The sequence below is a fragment of the Anaerobutyricum hallii genome (genome assembly GCF_900209925.1).
Classification (GTDB): domain Bacteria; phylum Bacillota; class Clostridia; order Lachnospirales; family Lachnospiraceae; genus Anaerobutyricum; species Anaerobutyricum soehngenii.
Genome location: NZ_LT907978.1, coordinates 3,477,127 through 3,497,631 on the forward strand (window position 1 = coordinate 3,477,127; position 20,505 = coordinate 3,497,631).

The following is a 20,505-nucleotide window of genomic DNA, read 5'->3' on the forward strand; positions in this document are numbered from 1 at the left end:
AGAAATCTATCCCTCCAACTTCTAAGTTGTAAATTTCTTTACTATCATATCTTTAAAACTTGTTTTGCTTTCGCATTAACAAATTGGATAATTGGGCCTGAAATGATAACTGTAATAAGCGTGCATACACCAAACTTTCCGCCAAACAAAACACCTGTAACAACAACCAAAATATCCAATGCCATTCGGACAAATTTAATCTGCCAGTGATTTTTTTCTGCTAAAGCAAAAGTGACTGCCTCATAGGAGCCTCTACCAAGGGATGCCGACGCATATAGTCCCGTTCCGACAGCAAACAAAACCACTCCTAACAACATAATTAAAAAATTGATCCACTTATAGGTACTGTAAATATGGCAGTTAGCAAACAAATCTACACAGGTACTGTATACAATCTGGTACAACACAGTTCCTATATGAATCTGACTTTTATCGTAAATGAGCGCAAACAAAATCATTCCCAATGCTACAACAAAAGATGCTGTGCCAATGCTTATGTGAAATGTTCTTGCAATCCCCTGCCACAGCACCGCAAGCGTAGCTCCGCCAAATCCAGCATACAGTGCAAGTGTAATTCCATAAGCCGCAATTATAGAACCTATTACAAGGATTTCCAATTTCTTTAGTGTTTTTTTATTGTTATTTTTCATTGACTTTTAATTCAAGTACATCCGGACGGGCATAATGTCCGATTGCATCATGCTCCATTTTGCAGGCGGCAGGCAAATTCATATCAAGTTCTACGTAAATGATAGTTTCTTTATCCCAGACAAGTTTTGTCAAATAATGCCCATATGAATCAATAATACAGCTTCCTCTTCTGCACACAAATCCTGGAAGTTTAGATACGATATTATACTCCTGCAGATCAGAAGGGTATGAACTGCGTCTGATAATCATATCAGTGTTGATAAAGAAACTTTTTCCTTCGATTGCAATATGCTGAACTTTCATGCTAATAATTCACTCCTCGTATAATTTTCTTTGGGTTTAAAGCATCTGAAATCTATATCACTGTATATCCGGCATTTAATAATACAGCTAATGATTTTTCAAAATCCGCATCTTTCACTAAAATATAATCAGTGTTGAATGTAGATACCGCAAAAATTCCAATTTTATTATCTGCAAGTATTCCAGACAACTTTGAAAGAATACCAATGAGTGAAAAATCCAAAATTCCTTGAATACGGAAACCACGCCACCCATCTTCACGTTCTATTGTGTTTTCAGGAACGTCATTTGTTTCACACACAAGAGAAATTTCTTCATCTGTTTTACCAATGAAGTAGAATTCCTTACTTAAATCTATATCATCAATGTTTTTGACTTTACATACCGTTAGCAACCGCTCTAATTTATTTAATACCAGCAAATTACTCTCCTCCACAAATGCCGATTTCTATTTTTGTTTCCATAGCATAGTGTACTCTTTTTCACCAGTATCTTCATCCAAATCTTCACATTGAATAATGAACCCTTCTCTTTGGTAAAAAGAAATTGCTCTGGCATTCTTCTGGTATACATTTAATCGTAAGCTAACTTTTTTATCCTTAACATAATCTAATAAAAGCTTACCTATGCCACATGACTGCATTTCATCGGAGACAAAAATACCTTCGATATATTTATCATTTAGTCCTACAAATCCTTGTATCATTTTATCTGCTTCAAACACATAGACTTCGGATTGTGACATCATTTCTTTCACTAATTCATAATTACTTTTCCAGTATTGATTGGAAATAAAATAATGTGCTTTCAGATTTGTCTTTAACCATATGTCAGCAACTCTATCGATATCTCCGTTCAGCAACTTTCTAATCATAACAAATATTCTCCACAACTACATCCTTTATGCTTTTCTCTTTTTTCCATTCTATCACAAGCTCACCATTAATTATTAATTTTTTGATATTTTTTCATTTCCCCCACTGTAAAACAGCCTCTGAGCGTTTCGTTATATAGAGGGATACAAATAAGAGCAAGATCCACCCATGTTTAACAGTAATGCCGTTTGGCATCCTGTTCTCCTATGGGATTTATCTTGATGGGGATCTCCCCATACCCTCTCAATAACAGACGTTTCACTTGTCTGTTGGTTCCACCTAAAGGTGTTCACAGCACTATTTCTAATATCGGAAGGGACAGCCGATATTGAAATACGTGGACTCCCGGTGGGAGGAATAGTCGTAGCGAAAGGAGGAGTATGAGAACAAAAAACAAAGATAAAGAACTGAATCACAGACATTTTATAGGATTACGTCTTACAGATGTCGAACTGGATTTATTAGACCAAGGCGCTGCTTGTTTATCTGTTAGCCGATCAGAATATCTGAGGAAACTTCTATTGGAAAAGCAAATCCATCATCAGATTGAAGTTGTTGCAGACATGAATGATCTCAGAAAACTGGTCAGTGAATATGGAAAGATCGGATCGAATCTCAATCAGATCGCCAAGCATTTTAACAGCGGTGGCAGTCAGTCTCGTGCTATAGAAAATGAAATCCATCAGTGCATCACGGACTTATTCCTATTGAGAAAAGAAGTACTGAAACTGGCAGGTGGTATGAATGGCAATCGTAAAGCACATTAAAAGCAGAAATGCTAATTACTCGGCTGCTATCAATTACCTTCTGTTTGAACATGATGAAAAAACCGGGAAAAAGATTGTAGATGAATCCGGTCGAAGCATCTTGCGAAAAGAGTTTTATATGGATGGACTGAACTGTGATCCGATGTCTTTTGACAAAGAATGCGAACTGACAAATGCTCATTTTCATAAGAATAAGAAACGTGAAGATATCAAAAGTCATCACTACATTATCAGCTACGATCCAGCCGATGTTACAAAAAACGGTCTTACCGGAAAGAGAGCACAGGCAATCAGTTTGGAACTTGCAAAGCAGATGTTTCCCGGATATCAGGCACTGGTAGTTACTCACACCGATGGCCACAATGAATCCGGAAATATCCATACTCACATCGTTATCAACAGTGTGCGAAAGACTGCAGTGGAAAGGCAGCCATATATGGATAAACCACATGAGGAAGCCGCCGGTTACAAGCATCGTTCCACTGATAAATTCATGAGCACTTTTAAGAAAACTGTCATGGATCGGTGCCAACAGGAAGGACTTCACCAGATAGATCTTCTTGCTCCGGCTGAGAGAAAAATCACTCAGAAAGAGTATATGGCACAGAAACACGGCCAACAAAAACTTAATGAGATCAATCAGAAAATCATCGAAGATGGTCTCAAACCAACATCCACCGTGTTCCTTACACAGAAAGAATATTTGCGAAATGCAATTGATGAATGCGCTGCCACTTCCAATAGTTTTGATGAATTCCAATCTAAACTTCTGGAACAATTTCAGATCTCTGTGATTGATCATCGGGGCAGATACAGTTATCTTCATCCTGATCGACAGAAGCGGATTACTGAACGTGTACTGGGAACACGATATGGAAAAGCATACCTGGAATAGACCTTCTTACGCAAGGATCCATTGGCTATTCTCTACGTCAGATCTCACCTGCGCCTGGTTGTAAATCTCCAGACAAATGTGAAAGCAATGCAGAGCTCGGCTTATGCTCATCGGGTAAAACTTTCTAACCTGCAGCAAATGGCAAATACCATTATCTATGTGCAGGAACATGGATTTTATACGCAGTCAGATTTGAAAAATACACTGCTTGCATCAAAGCAGGAACTAAAAGAAATGCAGACACAGTTTACTCAGCATCGGTCTGATCTAAGGATCCTCAACGATCAGATCTCCAATCTTGTCGTAGAGACGTCCAGCACTCATCGACTCACCAATAACAGTGTATGAACTGTTTGCTACATATCCAATTTTTCCGAGACCTTCATAAGTTACTTTGATTGCTTCTTTGTCATACTCATTATCTGGTTCTTTCTCCAGTCGGATCTTCGTCCCTTTTTCAAGAAAATCATTTCCAAAATAATGTTTTGTTCCTGTCAGTGTGATAAATACTTTTGCCATTGTAAATGCTCCTTCCTTAGAAATCATATTCATCCGGATCAAGTCCTGCTTCTTCCAGTATTTCTCTTCGTTCATCTGCATCCATAAACTCCAACTCGTCTGTATCCAGTCCTGATAATTCTAACTCCGTCTGTACGTCAGAGTCGTCTTTCAGTAGTTCGTTTAGGAAAGAAAATTCCATTGCGCTTTCCAGTAGACTAATATTTCCATCATGGTTCAGATCAAACATACTTCCGAATATTCCTTTCATAGCAGTTCCTCCTTTAATCGTTCATGTATTCATAGTAATCGGATTCACTGGCAAACAAGATATATTTACCATCTACCAATCCCATGTAACCATCACCAGTGTTAAAACCTTTCATTACCAACTCCTCCATTTCTTTGAATTTTATGATTTAATCTTCTTTGATGGTTACAGTGTATATCAATAGATGGGGTATAAAAACCCCTGCTTATTTTTATGAAATCCCTTTAATTGCTATCTTTATGAAATCTATAGCAAAAGGCCCAGATGGAATGGTCTTCTAATCTGAGCCTATGAGATGTACTATTTCTTAAAATGCCTCAATCTGTAATCTAATAGTTCTAAGTCATTGTGAGGAACTTCATCATCTTCAAATTCACCCAAGTAGGTCACATCATGATATTTCTGACCATCATATTCGTATCCAGTATATGAATAGCCTCTTTGTGTAGTTCCCTCATATGGTTTGAATTCATCTCTTGCTTCCTGCGCTGTATAATCATCTGAATCAAACCATATCACTTCTTTTTCTTTTTCCCAACCTAATTTTGTTGCTTTAAATACATGCTTCATAATTTGCTCCTTCCTGTTATCTCTTGTTGTTTCTTGATGCTTCAAGTATAATAAAATTCATAGAGGAAATACACGCACAGCATGTGGACTTAACACCTGATAATCCTCATGTTTTGCGATATACGAGGAGGAAATTCTCATGGGTAAACAATCTACCAGGGAAAACAAGACAATTTACCAGCTTTGCCGGGAAGCCGCAGGGCTTACAAGGGCAGAAGCAAGTAATAAAATGGAGGCTGTCTCGGATTCTAAAATTGAAAAATTCGAATATGAAACACAGGAACCAACACCTTACGATATCATTCAAATGGCTGACGCATATAAGAGACCAGATCTCTGCAATTATTACTGCTCACACAAATGTGAAATAGGCCACCGCTATGTTCCAGAAGTAGAAGTAACTGACTTGTCAAATATCATCCTGGAAACCATTGCCGGTCTAAATGATATCAACCCTCTTACCAGTCGGCTGATCCAAATCGCCCGTGACGGCAAAATCAGCGATGATGAGATGAGGGATTTTGCTTTTATCAGTAAAAAACTGGATGAAATTTCTTTAGCCATAGACTCTCTGAATCTTTGGGTAGATAAGACTGCCAGTGAACAGGGCCTCAATCTTGAACTTCTAAATGCCGAAAAAGAAAAATTGAAATAATCCATAACGCACGGAGGGCAATGAACCATTTCTGATTCATTGCCCTTCTCTTTACATACGCTGTAATTGATTAACGATACTTTCTGTTCTTCGAATAGCTTCTTCTACCTGTCTTTTTGCATTATTAATTCGATCCTGGACCATCCAGTCCACAACAAATCCATCGAAAAAATAATCTGCAAATGAAAGAAAATCTCCGGTATCGATATGTAAATTGCATGCCATATTTACATCATCTAATTCCCTACTGAAATTACGGAGATCATACTTTGCCTGCTCCATATTCTGCTTCGCGTGATCCATTTTAGAATGTTTCAGCATCGTACTGAAAAAACCTCCGCCAAACATATCTACCAGCCCCCAGTTTTTTGCGCTGTTCAGATTCTCTTTTGCTGCACTAAGACTATTTAAGGCTCTATGTCCAGCTTCAATTGCTTCCCTTTTTTCTTTTTCAATATCATATCCCATTAAAAACACCTCTCTGGCTCTTTAAGAATGTGACGTTACAAGTCCGATAATTCCACCAATGATCAATAGTGGAAATGCTATATACATTAATCCACCTACCACCATTCCAATTAATATCACTGGAAACAAAATAACTGTGCAAAGTAATTTCATGATTCCCCAGGATGCTTTTAAGCCAAATATAAAAAATTTTCCAACAAACCAAATCATACAAATAGTAAATAATACTGATAACATCTTTTTCTCCTTCTAACACTCATCCAGTTGTGAGTGATTCATTTTTGTTGTTTATCTAATATAAAATCAGATGTATTTTTCACTCCAAGCTTGTTACTGAATTCCGGATTTTTTTCAATCTTTTCTATTATCCGAATTAATCGTATTCTCTGTGCTACATTCATCTTATCACCTCGCTAATATCCACCTTTTCTGTTGATATTATCAGTATAGCAAAATAGTTTTTTACAATACACATCCTTAGTAAAGAATTAAATCTTTATAATTCCCGTTTTTTGAGAAATAACACAAAATAAGGCCCAAAAGGGCACTTTCCCTTTTGAGCCTATACACTTTACCATCTAACGTATTTTGCTTTCATTTTTCCATGTCTACACATGACATTTTTCTCTTAAATCGCGTCCTATGATGGTTCTTTCATCTTGCTGATATCCTTTGCCTGCATTTTTCTTGAAATGCTATATGGTGGAACCAGTTTTAAAGATAATCTTCCCTTTTTGATCATATACGTTTCACTTCCATCCTCAGAAGATCCTTTCAACCAGCAATCAGCCGGATACTTCCCTGCAAATTCTCGTAACCGTTTCTGCAAGCTTTGATTGAAGGTATATACATCATAGAATTCGTCATCTTCATTGGTCAGAATAATCGTTTCTTTTTCACACTTTAACCTTCGCATATTCTATCCCCGCTTTCTTTCCATTTCCTGATCCAGGTATTTTGGATAGTTTTCATCTACATAGTAGTAGCTGATTTCTCCATTCTAGTTCAATACAAGCACGTCACTGACTTCGCATTGCTTTTTCTCCACAAAAAAAGATACACCAAAAGACCATCTACGGTTTTACGATAAATAATCTTTTTATTGCCAATATTCAATTCGTATCATTCTGTTTTCATAATCTTATAACTCATGGAAAATGTCATCCACATATACACTAGAGCGTGTTTGAAAAAGGCTTTCTGCAAGATGTGCGTTGCAATTTGCGGGAGATTTCGCCTGAATGAGGGCGGCGTAGCGGACTACATCAACGGAATAATTTTTCAAACACGCTCTAGGATTCAGAAAACAAAAAATGCCTGCCTGAAACTTTATTTTTAATAAAGTTCCAAACAGGCATTGCTGTTTGATCATTCACTGTCAGCTAATTCAGCTAACAAAACCAAACGCTTATTCAGCGTCCCCGGGAGGATTTGAACCTCTGACCCCTCGCTTAGGAGCAAGGCACTCGGTACCTTGCTCCTGGTTTATCGCTGTCTTATGAAGTTCTTGAAAAGCCTTGATTTACGTGGTATTTTAGCTATCGTGGGTACCTGATTGTCAGTTCTTATATGGTCCCGGATCAGCCCCGTTTTGGCCTGTTTTGTTTTCAAAATGTTGGCATGAGCTAATTTAGTTCTCAGTACCGAATTGCCAAACAGTAAAAATTGAGTGCTTATAACGACGTCAATAGATTTATCGGCTACCGATTCCGTACTTTCTCGGAATTGATAACTCTATTAAATTATTGACCTGTTTTTATGATCTCTACACTTATATTATACCCCAAAATACACGCATTGTGTACCCCTGATTTGGGCGATGGAGTTCTTATTCGTCACCGGCTTCGCCGCTTTGCTATTTCGTGGGGCTTCATCAGCCAGCTCTCAGAATGACTGCTCCGGTGGTCAAAACTATCCCCCGTCCCGGCAGCTTCACCTGGTATTGCTAAGGTACATCCGTAAAACACGTTTTACGGATGATCAGCGGTCGTCAAATGAATTCAAGCAAGCTTGATTCATTTTCCTCGTCACTATGACATATATCATGCCTTACCATATCATGCAACAATGTACATAAAAGAGTTTCGATTTTTAATGGTCGCCAACTTGGCTACCATTAGCCAGAGCATGGTTTTATGCAAAGAAAACTGCAAGTCTGGGCGAGTTGGCGAAGGGGTGGGCTTATCTTTTCAGCCATTTGCAATCTCTACATTTTTACCTGCAAAGGCGATGCCATATTTTACGATTTCCTTGATTCCACGGTCCTTCATATCTGTATCATAGTGCTTATCCTCAATCTGTTTCAGAGCCTCGTCGGCGGATGCAGATAAACCAGCATCATTCTTTGTCGCTTTGAATTCCATGATAATACCTGGCAAAGAATGCACCTTAGGCTCCAACACAAGATCGAATCTTCCCTCTCCGGATTCCCTGTTTGATCTGATGTAATATCTTGAGGACATGCCTGCTGCCAGTCCAAGCATCATGCCATGGTAAAAGCCTTCTGCTGCTCCATCAAAACAACTAATGCAGGTAATCATATATTTCCGGAGGAATTCCTGAAGTTTCTTCCCATCATTCAGATACAGTGCTTTTTCAAGTCCTGCCATGACATTGCCATCCACTGTCCCCCTGAGCCAGGATAAAATCTCTGTATTGTAAACTCTGCGAATCTCCTTATTCGGTAACGCCAGTTCCATAAATGTCCCAAATTCTGTTTCAACCGCATCACTTACCGGTTTTAAATATCCTGCAAGTAATAAGAAACTGAAGATGGTATCTGTTCCATCCGTTATCCTCGGATAGATGACATCCATATTTAACGATGCCTGAACGGTCTGCCCCTGCAACAGTGCAAAAAGGTTTTCTGCAATATCCGGTGTAAGAGATATCATGATCTCCCGAATGATCTCATTATCACTGGTATTGGTCCAATATGGTTTCGCCTGACAGTTATTATAGAAATAATTGGCAACAGACCAAGGATTATAGATTTCTGTACTTCCAAAACGATATCCATCGTACCACTCACGAAGTTCTTCCAATTTTGCCTCCTGTCCGTAGTATGCTGCCATGGTATTCACTTCATCCACGGTAAATCCAAAGTATTTGCTGTATTTCTCATCAAGTACAGAATTTACGATTGGATTATTAAGTCCACTAAACAGGTTCTCCTTTGACACACGCAGGATACCGGTAAGAACGCCAAAAGCAAGAGAAGGGTTATCCTTAAGACCACCGGACATAAAATTACGCATAAATGTAATCACTTCATTATAGAAACTTCTGGAATGTCCCTGTTGGATTGGAGTGTCATACTCGTCAATGAGAATGACTACCTTAGACTGATGATGTTTTTCCAGCATGCGTCCCAGATTCAGGAGTGATCTGGTATATTCCACATCACTCAGCTCATCCGTCTGCATTCTGGACAAATAATCCTGTTCCACCGGATTAAGTCTGTCGCTTGTAAAAAGCTCATTGTGCCGCATAAATTCATCACGGATCACATTTTTAATTGCCGCATAAGTACTGGCCCAATCCGAAAACTTTGCATCTTTGAAAGTGATGGAAATCACCGGAAATGCCCCTTGCATCTTCTGATATTTTTCACCGCATGACCAAATCTGTTTATCTTTAAAATAAATAGATGTATCCTCTTTCGTTTTTTCAAAAAACGTTTTAAGCATATCAAGAGCAAGTGTTTTGCCGAATCTTCGTGGTCTGGTAAACAAAATGACCGGAACCTGATCGTCAATCAAATCACGAATCAGAAGCGTTTTATCTACATAATAGCTATTCTTTACTACATCCATGTAAGATGTATTACCGACTGCGCAAGAAAGGATCTCTCCATTTTCTTCTTTAGGCTTTGCGGTACCCAGGTATGCATATACCGTCTCTTCCGGAACCATCCAATTGCGACCTTTTCTTAAAGCACCTTCCAGTTTTCCCGCATTGCATAATCCAACTACTCTTCTGGTTGATAAGCCCATGATCCCGGCGGCTTCTTTTGTTGAAATATATCTAATATCGGTCATATCATCGCCCCTTTCGGAAATATCATAACATATATCGGAAACTTCAGCAATGTATTTCCGTTAAATTTCCGCTATTCTCCCTCTGCGTTTCTGAGTGAATGTCCGGTTCCTTGCATTCGTTATACCCATTATACCCACTTATTTTTAATACAGGCAGGTATAATGGGTATAACAAAAAGAGCCTCCGAAGAGACTCATATTTATTGGTCGCCATCTTGGCTACCATTTCGACGCAAATGAAAAGAGAGTGCTTTTCCCTTTATTTACTCTCCAGTGACTTGGCCAAAGTAGATAAAAGTGCTGCCATCTCCGGATTGGAAAGGACCTTCGCCAGGAGCTCCGCATCCACATTTGTCGGAAGTTCTACTGTCTTTCCGGCCACATTGGCATGCATGCTCGGATCCAGATTCTTCTTCTCGTAAAAGGCCTGCTCAAAGAGTTCCGCATTTTTTCTGCGATCATCATCAATGATATGCGAATACACATCGGTGACCATATTGATCTGGGAATGACCGGAATCTCCCTGTACCGCCTTGATGTCACCGCCATTCAACTTAAGTTTATAGGTAACACTGGTATGACGAAGGCTATGGAATACTACCGGTGGAAGATCGTGTTCCTTAATCAGGTCATTTAAAGCCTTACGAATAGAAGAAGTTCCAATCGGGAGCCCAAAAGGTGTCGCCATCACCAGATTATAATCCATGTATTCATCTCCCAGAGTTTCCTTGATCTTATCCTGTCCCTTCTTCCATTCCACCAGCATCTCTGCCACAGATTTTGGAAGGAATACTTTACGGATACTGCTCTCTGTCTTTGGCAATTTCAACACACGAACGGTCTTGTTTTTCTTGCTCTCCTCCGGAAATACCAGAATCACATCTTTTCCTCGAAGTTCCTGAATGGCTGCTTTGTCTACTCGCTGAACTTCCTTATCGACATAAATAAAAGCCCGGCTCTCCGCAATGGCTTCTTCCGATATATCCACACAGTCCCAGGTAAGCCCAAGCATTTCTCCCATACGAAGAGAACAGGAAAATGCCAGATTAAGGGCCAGCTTCAGGCGATCATCCTCACAGACTTCCAGTGCATGCATCAAAGTCTCTGCCGTCCAGATTTCACGTTTTGCGCTCTTATACTTTGGAACTGTTGCATAGATCACCGGATTCTTTGCCATCAGCTCCCATTTTACTGCCTGTTGAAAACAATTACGAAGAAGTTTGTGAATATCCCGGATCGTTGCCGGAGTTACATACTCTGACTGACGCTTGCCGGTTGCCGGATTGATCACCGCCGGAGTTCGGAGAAGTCTCTGGTAATATTTTTCAATAAATCTGGTATTGATATTCTCCAGCTTATCTCCGCCAATAATCGGGATGATATAGTTATTGATCATACTCACGTTAGAAGAATATGTGGACAGAGCCCAGGCCTCTTTCCCATACAAATTAACATACTCCTCCAGCAGCTCCTTCACTGTTTTACAATGAGGCACGATCATTTGTCCGATATCCGCACGATACTCGATTTCCTTCTTGCGCTTCTTGGCTTCTGACATGGTCTTATAGGTTTCCCATTTCTGTCTGCGCTTACCATTCTTATCCTTATAACTATATACGACACAAAATCTGCCTCTTCTCTCAACAATTGATGCCATGCTGATCCTCCTTTTTTCTGCTCTGCAGCCAATTTTCAAACGCCTGTCTCGGAATGCGAACCGTCTTGCTGCTTTGAACTGCTTCAATTTTTCCTTTTTTGATCCACTTATGTACGGTTGCCGGATTTATGCCTGCCAGAAGCGCAGCTTCCTTTACCGTCAGATATGCATCATTTCCGATATTTTTGGTATGGCCATCACGATCCTGAACCGCTCTTCTATATGTTTCAATACTGCGATTATCTTCTTTCTTCACCGTTTCCGGCACCTGCTCCGATACGATATGGTATCGATCCTGACTGGCATACCATTCATAAAAACTTTTCTTGGTCACTCGTCTTCGACCATCAAACTCAATGGTTTTCAGAATATCTGAGCTAGCAATAATGTTATAAACTACGCTTCTTGAAACACCCAACATTCTGGCCATTTCCGGCATCCGCATAGAACCTTCCACAATGTCACGAACCTTCTCCCGATCCCTGGCATTGCGGAACCGATTCTGATTCCTGTACCACGCATCAAATGCTTCTTTAGGATACCTTTTCCAATAATCCACCAGGATATATTCCACATCAGCTTTCTTCATCTCCTCGTAAACCTGACATTCAGAAATCTGCAGAATCTCTGCAATATCCTTTGGCGAATAAGAACGCTGCTTCAGTTCCTGTCCAGGCTCCTCTCCGGTAACCTTGTGATATTTGATCTGATTGGCATACCATTTCTCGAAGCTTTCCAGCTCCACACGCATTTTCCCCAGGATCACTTCTGTCTTGAAAAAATTCTTGTGAACCAGCCAATATCGGTCCGTCTTCTTCAAACCCAAGAGCCGTCCCATCTCCGCTACCGACATGTATTTTTTCTCCGGAGAAGGCACCCTTTTGTATGTACTCTGGCTCTCAATCTCTTTCACCAGTTCGTGAAACTCTTCTTCCTTTGTCAATGGATTGTAATACAATCGCGCCACCTCCCTTGGTACTAACATAACTCATCTGCAGAAAAAGCGTTAGGATGTACATCTTTTGCCAATAATGTAATCCTAACCGCTCTTTCTACTGATTCTGATCCAGCCACTCATCGAAACTTTTCTTGGAAATGCGGTACTTGCCACCAACCATCACCCAACTGAATTCTTTCTTCTTGAGCAGTTCATAGATACACTGTCTGCTTACACCTAAAATATCCTGCAACTCCGCTACGGAATAACATCTCTTGTCCATATCCGAATTCTCACTTTCTGTATTTCTTAAGGATTAACCTTTTCAGTTACTAAATACAAAAAACGCAGAAAAAGTTTAGACAGTGAAGCAAAAAATTTATGAAATGTTATTTATCCTTCCAGATACATGGTACGCATCTTTCTGAGGATAGTACCAAGTCTCTGACTGAGAGCTCCTTTTGTGACGCCAAGAATCTCTGCCACTTCCTTCTGTTTCATGCCATCAAAATAGATAGACTTGATGATAAACTGTTCCTGAAGCGTAAGCTTACTGATCTTTTCATGGAGAATTCTGCTCTCCTCTTTCAAAATCATCAGTTCTTCAAGGCTGAGCTGTGTGTCATCTGCCATATCGGCAATAGAAAGTCCATCGCTGTTAGCACTGAAGGCACAATCGAGGATCTCACATCTCTTGGTCTTTCGCTTCCACTTCTTATCCTTCTTTTTTGCAGCATTTTCTTTCTCATTATCAATCTTCAGATCCTGAAGCTCTTCCATCTGAAGATCCTCTTCCCTGTCATCCGGTGCCCACTTACGGCTGCGATAAATCTCATTTCTATAATCGGCGAACATAGCCATCGCCACTTCCTTGGAGATCTCATAGAATACTCCATCAATCTTTGCATAATATTTTCCTTCGAATTTATATGGATGCTGTACGTACATCTTCTTTTCCTCCTGAATTTGAAATCTTGTTCTCGTGTTTCAAATCCAGGAGCGGAGGTGCACGTGGTTTACTGATGCGTCTGATCATGCTTGATTCCCTTTCCAATCACGCGGTCATAAGCAGACCCGTGGCATTGGCTGGAAATCAAAGATTTTCAGGCATCAAAAAAAGCCCCATCAGGTTTAATCCCTAATGGAGCTCCTTGTACAAGCACACACCGTCTGTGTCTATTTGGCTCGTAGTTTCTCATATTTAATTGTCCTGCTGATCTTCTGCTTCCAGCATAATCATTGTATCAGTCAGAAGTATCAGAGGTATCTCATATGCAGGCACAAAAGTATCATCGAAGATAGAAAAAGTATCAAGTTAGTGAGACTCGAAAATGAACAAAAAAAGAACAGCCGCACTATTACAAGCTGTCCTCAAAAATAAAATTGAACGTCTGTTTAAATTACATTGCCTCTATTATAAAACAGTTTTGCTCTCTACCCTTTCTCTCACAAGCGACCGTCACACACATCTGCAGATGTTTTGCATATGCCTTAAGTCTATAATACATGGATCCTTGCTCTGGTTGATATTCCCGATTCCCGCAGATAATCTGATCCATGGGAACTTTGAATAATTCACTCAGGGCATACACATTATCTATACTCGGAAGACTCCTCCCGTTCAACCAGTGATAAACGGCCTGCTGTGTGGCAAGGCCCATATATTTCTGAACATCCGTAACCGTCAGCCCCAGAGAATTCATGAGACGGCGGATCTGCTTTCCGGTTTTCACTTTATCAATTGTCGGAAACTGCTTCTCCATGCCATTTCTCCTTTTTCTCTGTTGCTCGGTCTATAGTAATTCGATGAATGCTTGTGATATCAGAAAGAATTCCCCCTTTAATCAGCTTGCCAAGACTGACCGGAGTGTAACCACAGACATTGGCAGCCAGGTTCAGATGCTTGCATCCTTCTTTATAGGACTCAATGTTGCTGTGATCGTGACCATGAATGTTCAGGCACCAAGGCAATCCATATACCGGTTCATGAGAAAGAAGAATTTTTTCTGCAATCAATAATGGACCATCGTAAATCTCATCAAACAATCCTTTGTAATCCTTCTTCTTGTCATGATTTCCAAGAAGTAAAATCTTCTTTCTTGCCTTGATTTGCTTTACAAAGGAAGCATCACCGACATCGCCAAGACAGACAAAGGTATCATTCTTCATGACCAACGCATTGATTCTGGCCACTTGTTCCTCTGGCTCAATCCAGCCAGGATCCATCAATTTGCAATCGGAATCCCCAAAATGAGGATCTGATAAAATATATACGGAACCAGTTTCCGACCAATGGCGGAAAGGTTCATATAAAGTCAAAATCACATAATCATCTCCTATCAAAGAACTGCAGAAAATAGAATACAGAATTAAACATAACCTTTTTCTATCCACTGCTCGAATATGTCTCTGTCTTCAAGTCTACATTCTTTATAATAATCCGGTTCATTGTCCCGAAGCCAGACTCTTTTCTTTTCAATTTCAGCCCTGACCTCTGAAGTATCAAAGCCAGAATACTTTTCTGCCGCAAGAACGATATTGACGATATCATTACCACAGACACAGACATCATAATCTTCAATATCCTTACCCCCCCCAGCCTGTCCGAAAACCTTATTTTTAGGCATAAATTTAGCCCCTTTCCTTCATCTGTGACATTGAAAACTGAATAAAATACACAGGATGAAGAAAGAGGCTTATGCCTGTTCCATCAATTCCATCATTTTTTGAAATCCAAGGAGATTCTTCGCCCGTTCCAGGTTATAACCCAGACAAAAGAGCGCAAACTCTCCAGCCACTTTCCGTATTCCCCTTAAAAGAAAATAAGTGGCTCCCATTGCTCGTTTTATTGTTCCAAACGGATGCTCCGACAGGCACATCCTCCGGCTCATCTTTTCTTTATCCGGTTTCAGGAAAAACTTCACAACCTTTCTTTTTTCATAATGCCATTTTTCACCCGTTTTCGTTTCCTCCGGCTTCTTTCCTTCGGCTTCCAGCCAGCCCTTACATGGTTTTACCAGCTGATCTTTGGTAAAGTCGATCTCTTTCCATTCGCCTTTTCCCTTGTAACACTTATTGCGGTTCGGGCAATGTTTACACGCATTTTTATTGGCATAGCGGATATTCCCGTTTTTCTTTATGCTCTTCTGTCTCAGGATTTCCCCAGCCGGACAGTATACCAGGTTTCTCTCAGGATCTCTGACAAAATAACCTTCTTTTGCTTTTTCCTGCATTTCCTCAGGACTTCCATAAACACTGCTGTTTTCCCGTTTTTCATCCACCACTTTACGACGGACTGTTTCTACCTTCATATCCTGTATCACTTCTGCATAAACTTCCGGTATCTTACCTGCATGCAGTGCTTTCTTCAGTTCTTCTGGCTCTGTGCTGGCAGTATCCGTTTCTGCCTCTTCATAAGGGATTTCTATGTCATAACCGTCTTTTCCATCATCTGTTATGACATGTGGGATAATACCGTTCTCCAGACACTCCACCATATCTTCCACAGCTTCATAACCTTTATCTGCTACTACTTCTATGATCTTTTCCGGTTCAGAGCTCTTTATCCCCTGCATCGTACTTTCCAGCAATCCATGGTCGGTTACCTGATTGGTCATCTGAAAATCTCGGATCAGATGTGTTTCAGAATCTACCGCCGTCTGTGGGTTATATGCTACTGTAAACCCATTTTTATTTTTCATGAGTTTTGCATCCGCATCTGTGATCGAAAGCTGGGATACCCCGGTTTCTTCCATCAGCTTCTGATAACCTTCGTATCTGGCAAGTCTCTCCTGTGCTTCTTTTAACTTGGCTTCAAGACTTTCTCTTGTCAGTTCTCCTGAAATCACGTCTGTTTCTTCCTGCTTGTCCATTTCATTCAGGATCCTTAGATACTCATCTGTATGGCCATTCAGCCATTTGATCCTGTCATCCAGTTTGTTTTTGGTGAAGTTGTTATCTTTTGCGTTATCCGCCTGGATCTTTGTTCCATCCACGGAAGAAAATCCCCATTCCACTGCACCGGAGATCCGGCGGTTGAATTCATAAAAAATCTCTTTCAGGCTGTCTATGTTGTTTTTCCTGAAATCTGCAATGGTGCGAAAATCCGGTTCTACACCTCCGATCATCCATTTCACTTCAAGATTTACTTTACAGCTTTCAGCCAGTTTCCGTGAAGAACGGATACCTTTCCTGCTTCCGTAAATATATATCTTATAAAGGCTCTTAGGATCGTAAGATGGACGGCCTTCTGCTGCCACAGGTTTTACACCGTATTTCCCTATATCAAGATGGTTCACAAACGCATCAATTATCCTTGCAATACTTTCTTTATCTACAAATGCGTCCCATGAACAGCACATCAGCTGGTCACGGTCAAAACCTGAAACATATGGCATCTCAATTCACCTCAGAACAATTTTTCTCTGGTTTCATTATACTATATCTGAAACATAGATGCACGATTTCTGTGTACTTTATTCAGTTTTCAATGTGCAATTTTAATTTATATTGAACGCTCACAAGAGCATATCAATCTTTTTCTCATCAGATTAGATTATCCGAGTTTTCGGACAGTCTCCCCTGTGTTTTTCTTAGCTCTATATTTTTGTTTTAATTTCTGTTGTCTTCTATCTCCAATGCCACAGCATCTGCATTCATCTTCTTCCAGGCAATTACTTTGTCCTGCTTAATGGAATACACCGTTGCGCCGTAGCAAACTGAAAATTGTTTCAGCTTTTGATTATAGATTCCGGTCTGCCAGGAAAACTGCTCATTCTTATCTTTCCATACATAAATGCAGATTGTCTGATTCTTGGGATATCCCTGGTCTGATACTAACTGGAAGTCATTTAACTCGAAGAAGGATCTCTTCTTAAATAATCCAGAAACGAAAGACTTCACCTTCTGCCACAATGTTTGTTCTGCAGTTTTGTCACCAAGCATTTCCTCCAATGAGACTGCGGTCATTTCCATTTTCTCTGCCTGATGCTGTTTTGCTTTTTTCCTCTCAATCGGATTTACTTTTCCGTTGTGCAGTGCATATTCTTCCGGCTTGTACTCATAATTTTTGATGATACTTAATGCATAGCCGATATTCGTATCTGAACATGCAGGACTTTGAACATGGAAGCCCTGTGTGAATTCCCTTACTCCTTTTTTCCTTACAGCATAATTGTTGTGATAGAGTTGAACATGCCCCTTCTTTGGAAGATATTTAATTCTCCAGGTATCTTCCTTGTACCATACGGTCATCGCATCCATGGAGATCCTGGTCTTCATGCCATTCTCTACGTAGATGTTCCTGATCTGATCAATCGACAATTGAGTTTTGTCGAAAAAGGCACGGTACTTCTCAATCTCTTTTGGATCTTTTGCTCCTGCCGAAACATAAGCCTGGACCATACAATCAGAACATGGCTTTAAATCAGTTACATACTCCTCAGACCAAAGTAAATCCTCATCCGGAATATATTTAGCACAGGAACAATGTTTATCATGAATAATATTTTCCTTCCTTGAATAAAGATATTTGATTTTCTGATTGCTCATGATACGATGGCGATCTTCAGATTCCTCATTCGCAGAAACAGTCACAACCGGTGATGGGATTGCAAGTGCCAATGCCCCATCAACCATTGCAGTATTTTCACTTTCTCCTCTTAATTCGCTGAGCAAATCTGCAAAGTCTGAATGCTCATATCCTTTTGTATATGAAATACTCTTCCTGCTCATACATCACCTTCTTCCCGCCATTTTCTATTTATGAAAACGGCAACTCATCATCAATTCCATCTGGAATATTCATAAATCCCTCAGCATCTGCCGCCGCTGATAGTCTGCTGTAATTCCCCTGACCACCATTACTTGCAGCTGCTTTGTTTTCTGCAAACTCCTGCTCCTCTACAACGATATCCGTTGTATAAACTTTCTGGCCATCACGATTCGTGTAACTGCCTGTCTGAATTCTTCCCGTCAATACAATCTTTGTTCCCTGACGCAAATACTTCTCTGCAAATTCTGCACTGCGCCCAAATGTAACACAGCTGATAAAATCTGCACTCTGCTCACCGTCTCTTTTGAATCTGCGATCAACTGCGATAGTATATCTTGCAACTGCAGTAGAATTCTCTCCGGTTCCATACCTTACTTCCGGATCTCTGGTCAATCGTCCCATCAGGATGACTTTATTCATCGACTGCTTCCTCCGTCTTCTTATGTTTGTTATCAATCAGACTCTTCTTACTGAGGCTGCAGATCGTTCCATGTGGTGTTACCAGGACAACCTTGGCCTTTGCAGTATCGCCGATCTTGTCATAGATGCGTCCGGCACTCATGCTCTCACCGATGACGGTGTGTGCGCTATTTGCCACATGTCCGATTTCGCCAAGTCCTTCCTTCTTTACAACGATGGCCTCTTTATCGAACTTGTTATCCGGTTCCTTCTTAAGTTTCAGTTTCATTCCCGGCTTCAGGAATTCATTGCCGTGATAGTACTTGGTTCCTGTCAGCGTGAAATAAATCTTACTCATTGCACTTCCTCCTTAGTCTTCCATGAATTCAAAATATTCTTTATCGCTGGCAAATAAAATGTACTTGCCATCTACGTATCCCATGTATCCGTTGCTTGTGTGGTAACCTTTCATCTTGCCAGTCCTCCTTGATTCCTTTTTTGATGTTACCAGTTTACAACAAATAGCTGTGCAAAAATCCTGACAACCAACCGGTCTCTGAGCGGGTTTTGTGCCTGAATTTGCACTATCCGGGCAATTTTTCAGAGCAGTTTCAAAAATGTGTCTAAACTTCCCCGGACATTTTTGTATTTAATAGTTGAGGGATAGAGAATAGCAAGGACAGGAAGTGTCATGACATTCCACTTCCGAGCATTCGCCACAAGACCGGGACCCTACCCGATCTTGAAACTCTCGCTGCGCTCGATTCCTTAATAACAGCAAAGGAGATTTACATGGCTAACAGAACCAGAGATATCCCAATTCAGTTTTTTGTAACCGCTGAAGAGAAAAAGATGATTCGTAAGAAAATGATCCTGTCCAAAACAGCAAATATGGGAGCCTATCTTCGTAAGATGGCAATTGATGGAATCATCGTAAACACAGATACGACTTACCTTGAGAAACAGTTTTATGAGATGCACAAGATCGGTGTAAATGTGAACCAGTTGGCAAGGCTTGCCAATTCCACTGGTGCTGTCACACCGGAAGAAATCAAAGAATTGAAGGGAATGATAAAAGAGATATGGCATATATTAAGATCTTCGGTATCAAATCTACAGTAAAGAAAGCCGTCGATTACATCACAAATCCGGATAAGACCGATGACCATAATCTGGTTTCTTCCTATGGTTGTTCACCGGAAACTGCCGATCTGGAATTTGCTATGACTGCAAAGATGGGAAAAGACAATGTGATGGAGAAGGGAGACAACCTTGCCTGGCATATGATCATTTCCTTCAGACCAGGTGAAATCACAGATTCGAATGTCGCTCATGAGGTTGCGACAAAAATTGCTGATGCAACGCTGAAAGGGAAACATGCGTATGTTCTTTCCACTCACGTTGATAAGGATCACGTCCATTGCCATCTGATTTTTAACGCAACGAATTTTGTGGACTACCACAAATATGTTTCCAACAAACGTAATTATCACAAAATCTGTAAACTCAGCAATCGCATTTGCCGGGAATATGGTCTGGAAGAGTCCATGCCCACCGGACAGAAAGCAAAATCATATAAAGAAAATATGGAGTACAAACGAGGAAACAGTTGGAAATCAAAACTCAAATACAACGTGGATCGTGCCATCTGGTCGTCCGTTTCCTTTGATGAATTTCTGATGAAGATGAAAGAAGGTTCCGTCGCAGTAACGGTCTAACGACCGTAACTGCCGACGGAACCTTCTT

General features: G+C 40.4%; 29 protein-coding genes and 1 pseudogene. 6 read left to right on the top strand and 24 right to left on the bottom strand.

Annotated elements, in window-relative coordinates:
• Nucleotides 1-44: 44 nt before the first annotated feature.
• Genes EHLA_RS15750 through EHLA_RS15765 form a run of 4 tightly spaced genes read right to left on the bottom strand, consistent with a single transcriptional unit; the run spans nucleotide 45 to nucleotide 1,828 of the window.
• Nucleotides 45-650 (bottom strand): YczE/YyaS/YitT family protein, encoded by a 606-nt coding sequence (locus tag EHLA_RS15750; protein WP_096241480.1) that lies wholly within the window; start codon nucleotides 648-650, stop codon nucleotides 45-47.
• Nucleotides 640-954, bottom strand: coding sequence for a hypothetical protein (locus EHLA_RS15755; RefSeq protein WP_242970751.1), 315 nt, complete (start codon nucleotides 952-954; stop codon nucleotides 640-642). Before EHLA_RS15755 ends, EHLA_RS15750 begins: the two co-directional genes overlap by 11 nt.
• Before the next feature lie 52 nt (nucleotides 955-1,006).
• Nucleotides 1,007-1,372, bottom strand: a complete 366-nt coding sequence (locus EHLA_RS15760) for an ACT domain-containing protein (protein WP_055298413.1) — start codon at nucleotides 1,370-1,372, stop codon at nucleotides 1,007-1,009.
• Nucleotides 1,373-1,402: 30 nt separating this feature from the next.
• On the bottom strand, nucleotides 1,403-1,828 hold the full coding sequence (locus EHLA_RS15765; protein WP_096241481.1) for a GNAT family N-acetyltransferase: 426 nt from the start codon (nucleotides 1,826-1,828) through the stop codon (nucleotides 1,403-1,405).
• Nucleotides 1,829-2,209: 381 nt separating this feature from the next.
• On the opposite strand from EHLA_RS15765, the gene EHLA_RS15775 reads away from it, so the two are divergent.
• Nucleotides 2,210-2,596 (top strand): plasmid mobilization protein, encoded by a 387-nt coding sequence (locus EHLA_RS15775; protein ID WP_096241482.1) that lies wholly within the window; start codon nucleotides 2,210-2,212, stop codon nucleotides 2,594-2,596.
• Nucleotides 2,574-3,782 (top strand): annotated as a pseudogene (locus EHLA_RS15780) (relaxase/mobilization nuclease domain-containing protein); the annotation flags it as partial. The gene EHLA_RS15775 and the pseudogene EHLA_RS15780, both read left to right, overlap by 23 nt.
• On the opposite strand, the gene EHLA_RS15785 reads toward EHLA_RS15780, so the two are convergent.
• From EHLA_RS15785 to EHLA_RS15795, 3 genes are all read right to left on the bottom strand, one after another.
• Nucleotides 3,759-4,010, bottom strand: a complete 252-nt coding sequence (locus tag EHLA_RS15785) for an HIRAN domain-containing protein (RefSeq protein ID WP_096241727.1) — start codon at nucleotides 4,008-4,010, stop codon at nucleotides 3,759-3,761. The pseudogene EHLA_RS15780 and the gene EHLA_RS15785 sit on opposite strands and share 24 nt — an antisense overlap.
• 16 nt (nucleotides 4,011-4,026) lie before the next feature.
• Entirely contained in the window at nucleotides 4,027-4,260 is a 234-nt protein-coding gene (locus EHLA_RS15790) for a hypothetical protein (RefSeq protein WP_096241483.1), read from the bottom strand.
• A 300-nt stretch (nucleotides 4,261-4,560) separates the two neighbouring features.
• Nucleotides 4,561-4,830 carry a hypothetical protein gene (locus tag EHLA_RS15795; RefSeq protein ID WP_096241484.1) on the bottom strand — a complete coding sequence of 90 codons (270 nt, stop codon included), beginning with the start codon at nucleotides 4,828-4,830 and terminating at the stop codon, nucleotides 4,561-4,563.
• Between the two features lie 139 nt (nucleotides 4,831-4,969).
• Between EHLA_RS15795 and EHLA_RS15800 the strand changes: the two genes are divergently transcribed.
• Complete coding sequence (locus tag EHLA_RS15800) at nucleotides 4,970-5,485, top strand: helix-turn-helix domain-containing protein (RefSeq protein ID WP_096241485.1); 516 nt, start codon at nucleotides 4,970-4,972, stop codon at nucleotides 5,483-5,485.
• A gap of 51 nt (nucleotides 5,486-5,536) precedes the next feature.
• Here EHLA_RS15800 and EHLA_RS15805 read toward each other — a convergent pair whose 3' ends face one another.
• The 5 genes from EHLA_RS15805 to EHLA_RS17200 all read right to left on the bottom strand — a co-directional run bounded on the left by EHLA_RS15805 (nucleotide 5,537) and on the right by EHLA_RS17200 (nucleotide 7,196).
• Nucleotides 5,537-5,953 (bottom strand): hypothetical protein, encoded by a 417-nt coding sequence (locus EHLA_RS15805; RefSeq protein WP_096241486.1) that lies wholly within the window; start codon nucleotides 5,951-5,953, stop codon nucleotides 5,537-5,539.
• Nucleotides 5,954-5,974: 21 nt separating this feature from the next.
• A complete protein-coding gene (locus tag EHLA_RS15810; RefSeq protein ID WP_096241487.1) occupies nucleotides 5,975-6,190 on the bottom strand; it encodes a hypothetical protein in 216 nt (71 codons plus the stop codon).
• A gap of 38 nt (nucleotides 6,191-6,228) precedes the next feature.
• A complete protein-coding gene (locus tag EHLA_RS16815; RefSeq protein WP_264470685.1) occupies nucleotides 6,229-6,354 on the bottom strand; it encodes a hypothetical protein in 126 nt (41 codons plus the stop codon).
• Between the two features lie 239 nt (nucleotides 6,355-6,593).
• Entirely contained in the window at nucleotides 6,594-6,869 is a 276-nt protein-coding gene (locus EHLA_RS15815; protein WP_096241488.1) for a molecular chaperone, read from the bottom strand.
• Between the two features lie 225 nt (nucleotides 6,870-7,094).
• On the bottom strand, nucleotides 7,095-7,196 hold the full coding sequence (locus EHLA_RS17200; RefSeq protein WP_408608961.1) for a DUF6783 domain-containing protein: 102 nt from the start codon (nucleotides 7,194-7,196) through the stop codon (nucleotides 7,095-7,097).
• Here EHLA_RS17200 and EHLA_RS17100 point away from each other — a divergent pair.
• A complete protein-coding gene (locus EHLA_RS17100) occupies nucleotides 7,161-7,292 on the top strand; it encodes a DUF6783 domain-containing protein (RefSeq protein ID WP_334293554.1) in 132 nt (43 codons plus the stop codon). The genes EHLA_RS17200 and EHLA_RS17100 overlap by 36 nt on opposite strands.
• Before the next feature lie 850 nt (nucleotides 7,293-8,142).
• Here EHLA_RS17100 and EHLA_RS15825 read toward each other — a convergent pair.
• From EHLA_RS15825 to EHLA_RS15880, 12 genes are all read right to left on the bottom strand, one after another.
• Nucleotides 8,143-9,993, bottom strand: a complete 1,851-nt coding sequence (locus EHLA_RS15825; protein ID WP_173854322.1) for an AAA family ATPase — start codon at nucleotides 9,991-9,993, stop codon at nucleotides 8,143-8,145.
• Between the two features lie 259 nt (nucleotides 9,994-10,252).
• Nucleotides 10,253-11,650: a tyrosine-type recombinase/integrase gene (locus EHLA_RS15830; protein ID WP_096241490.1), complete on the bottom strand. Its 1,398-nt coding sequence runs from the start codon at nucleotides 11,648-11,650 to the stop codon at nucleotides 10,253-10,255.
• On the bottom strand, nucleotides 11,634-12,608 hold the full coding sequence (locus tag EHLA_RS15835; protein WP_157908613.1) for a helix-turn-helix domain-containing protein: 975 nt from the start codon (nucleotides 12,606-12,608) through the stop codon (nucleotides 11,634-11,636). Before EHLA_RS15835 ends, EHLA_RS15830 begins: the two co-directional genes overlap by 17 nt.
• A gap of 94 nt (nucleotides 12,609-12,702) precedes the next feature.
• On the bottom strand, nucleotides 12,703-12,870 hold the full coding sequence (locus tag EHLA_RS15840; RefSeq protein WP_096241492.1) for a helix-turn-helix domain-containing protein: 168 nt from the start codon (nucleotides 12,868-12,870) through the stop codon (nucleotides 12,703-12,705).
• Between the two features lie 110 nt (nucleotides 12,871-12,980).
• Complete coding sequence (locus tag EHLA_RS15845) at nucleotides 12,981-13,535, bottom strand: sigma-70 family RNA polymerase sigma factor (RefSeq protein ID WP_096241493.1); 555 nt, start codon at nucleotides 13,533-13,535, stop codon at nucleotides 12,981-12,983.
• Between the two features lie 452 nt (nucleotides 13,536-13,987).
• Entirely contained in the window at nucleotides 13,988-14,350 is a 363-nt protein-coding gene (locus tag EHLA_RS15850) for a helix-turn-helix domain-containing protein (protein ID WP_096241494.1), read from the bottom strand.
• On the bottom strand, nucleotides 14,325-14,912 hold the full coding sequence (locus EHLA_RS15855; protein WP_096241495.1) for a metallophosphoesterase: 588 nt from the start codon (nucleotides 14,910-14,912) through the stop codon (nucleotides 14,325-14,327). Before EHLA_RS15855 ends, EHLA_RS15850 begins: the two co-directional genes overlap by 26 nt.
• A 44-nt stretch (nucleotides 14,913-14,956) precedes the next feature.
• The gene (locus EHLA_RS15860) at nucleotides 14,957-15,214 is read right to left on the bottom strand and encodes a hypothetical protein (protein WP_096241496.1); all 258 of its coding nucleotides are present in this window, start codon (nucleotides 15,212-15,214) and stop codon (nucleotides 14,957-14,959) included.
• A 69-nt stretch (nucleotides 15,215-15,283) separates the two neighbouring features.
• Nucleotides 15,284-16,984, bottom strand: coding sequence for a transposase (locus tag EHLA_RS15865; protein WP_096239773.1), 1,701 nt, complete (start codon nucleotides 16,982-16,984; stop codon nucleotides 15,284-15,286).
• Nucleotides 16,985-17,198: 214 nt separating this feature from the next.
• The gene (locus tag EHLA_RS15870) at nucleotides 17,199-18,320 is read right to left on the bottom strand and encodes a hypothetical protein (RefSeq protein WP_096241497.1); all 1,122 of its coding nucleotides are present in this window, start codon (nucleotides 18,318-18,320) and stop codon (nucleotides 17,199-17,201) included.
• A gap of 28 nt (nucleotides 18,321-18,348) precedes the next feature.
• Entirely contained in the window at nucleotides 18,349-18,780 is a 432-nt protein-coding gene (locus EHLA_RS15875; RefSeq protein WP_096241498.1) for a single-stranded DNA-binding protein, read from the bottom strand.
• Complete coding sequence (locus tag EHLA_RS15880; protein WP_096241499.1) at nucleotides 18,773-19,117, bottom strand: HIRAN domain-containing protein; 345 nt, start codon at nucleotides 19,115-19,117, stop codon at nucleotides 18,773-18,775. The genes EHLA_RS15875 and EHLA_RS15880 overlap by 8 nt, the downstream gene beginning before the upstream one ends.
• 434 nt (nucleotides 19,118-19,551) lie before the next feature.
• On the opposite strand from EHLA_RS15880, the gene EHLA_RS15885 reads away from it, so the two are divergent.
• The gene (locus tag EHLA_RS15885; RefSeq protein WP_096241500.1) at nucleotides 19,552-19,881 is read left to right on the top strand and encodes a MobC family plasmid mobilization relaxosome protein; all 330 of its coding nucleotides are present in this window, start codon (nucleotides 19,552-19,554) and stop codon (nucleotides 19,879-19,881) included.
• Nucleotides 19,842-20,477, top strand: coding sequence for a relaxase/mobilization nuclease domain-containing protein (locus tag EHLA_RS15890; protein WP_096241501.1), 636 nt, complete (start codon nucleotides 19,842-19,844; stop codon nucleotides 20,475-20,477). Before EHLA_RS15885 ends, EHLA_RS15890 begins: the two co-directional genes overlap by 40 nt.
• The last annotated feature ends 28 nt before the right edge of the window (nucleotides 20,478-20,505 follow it).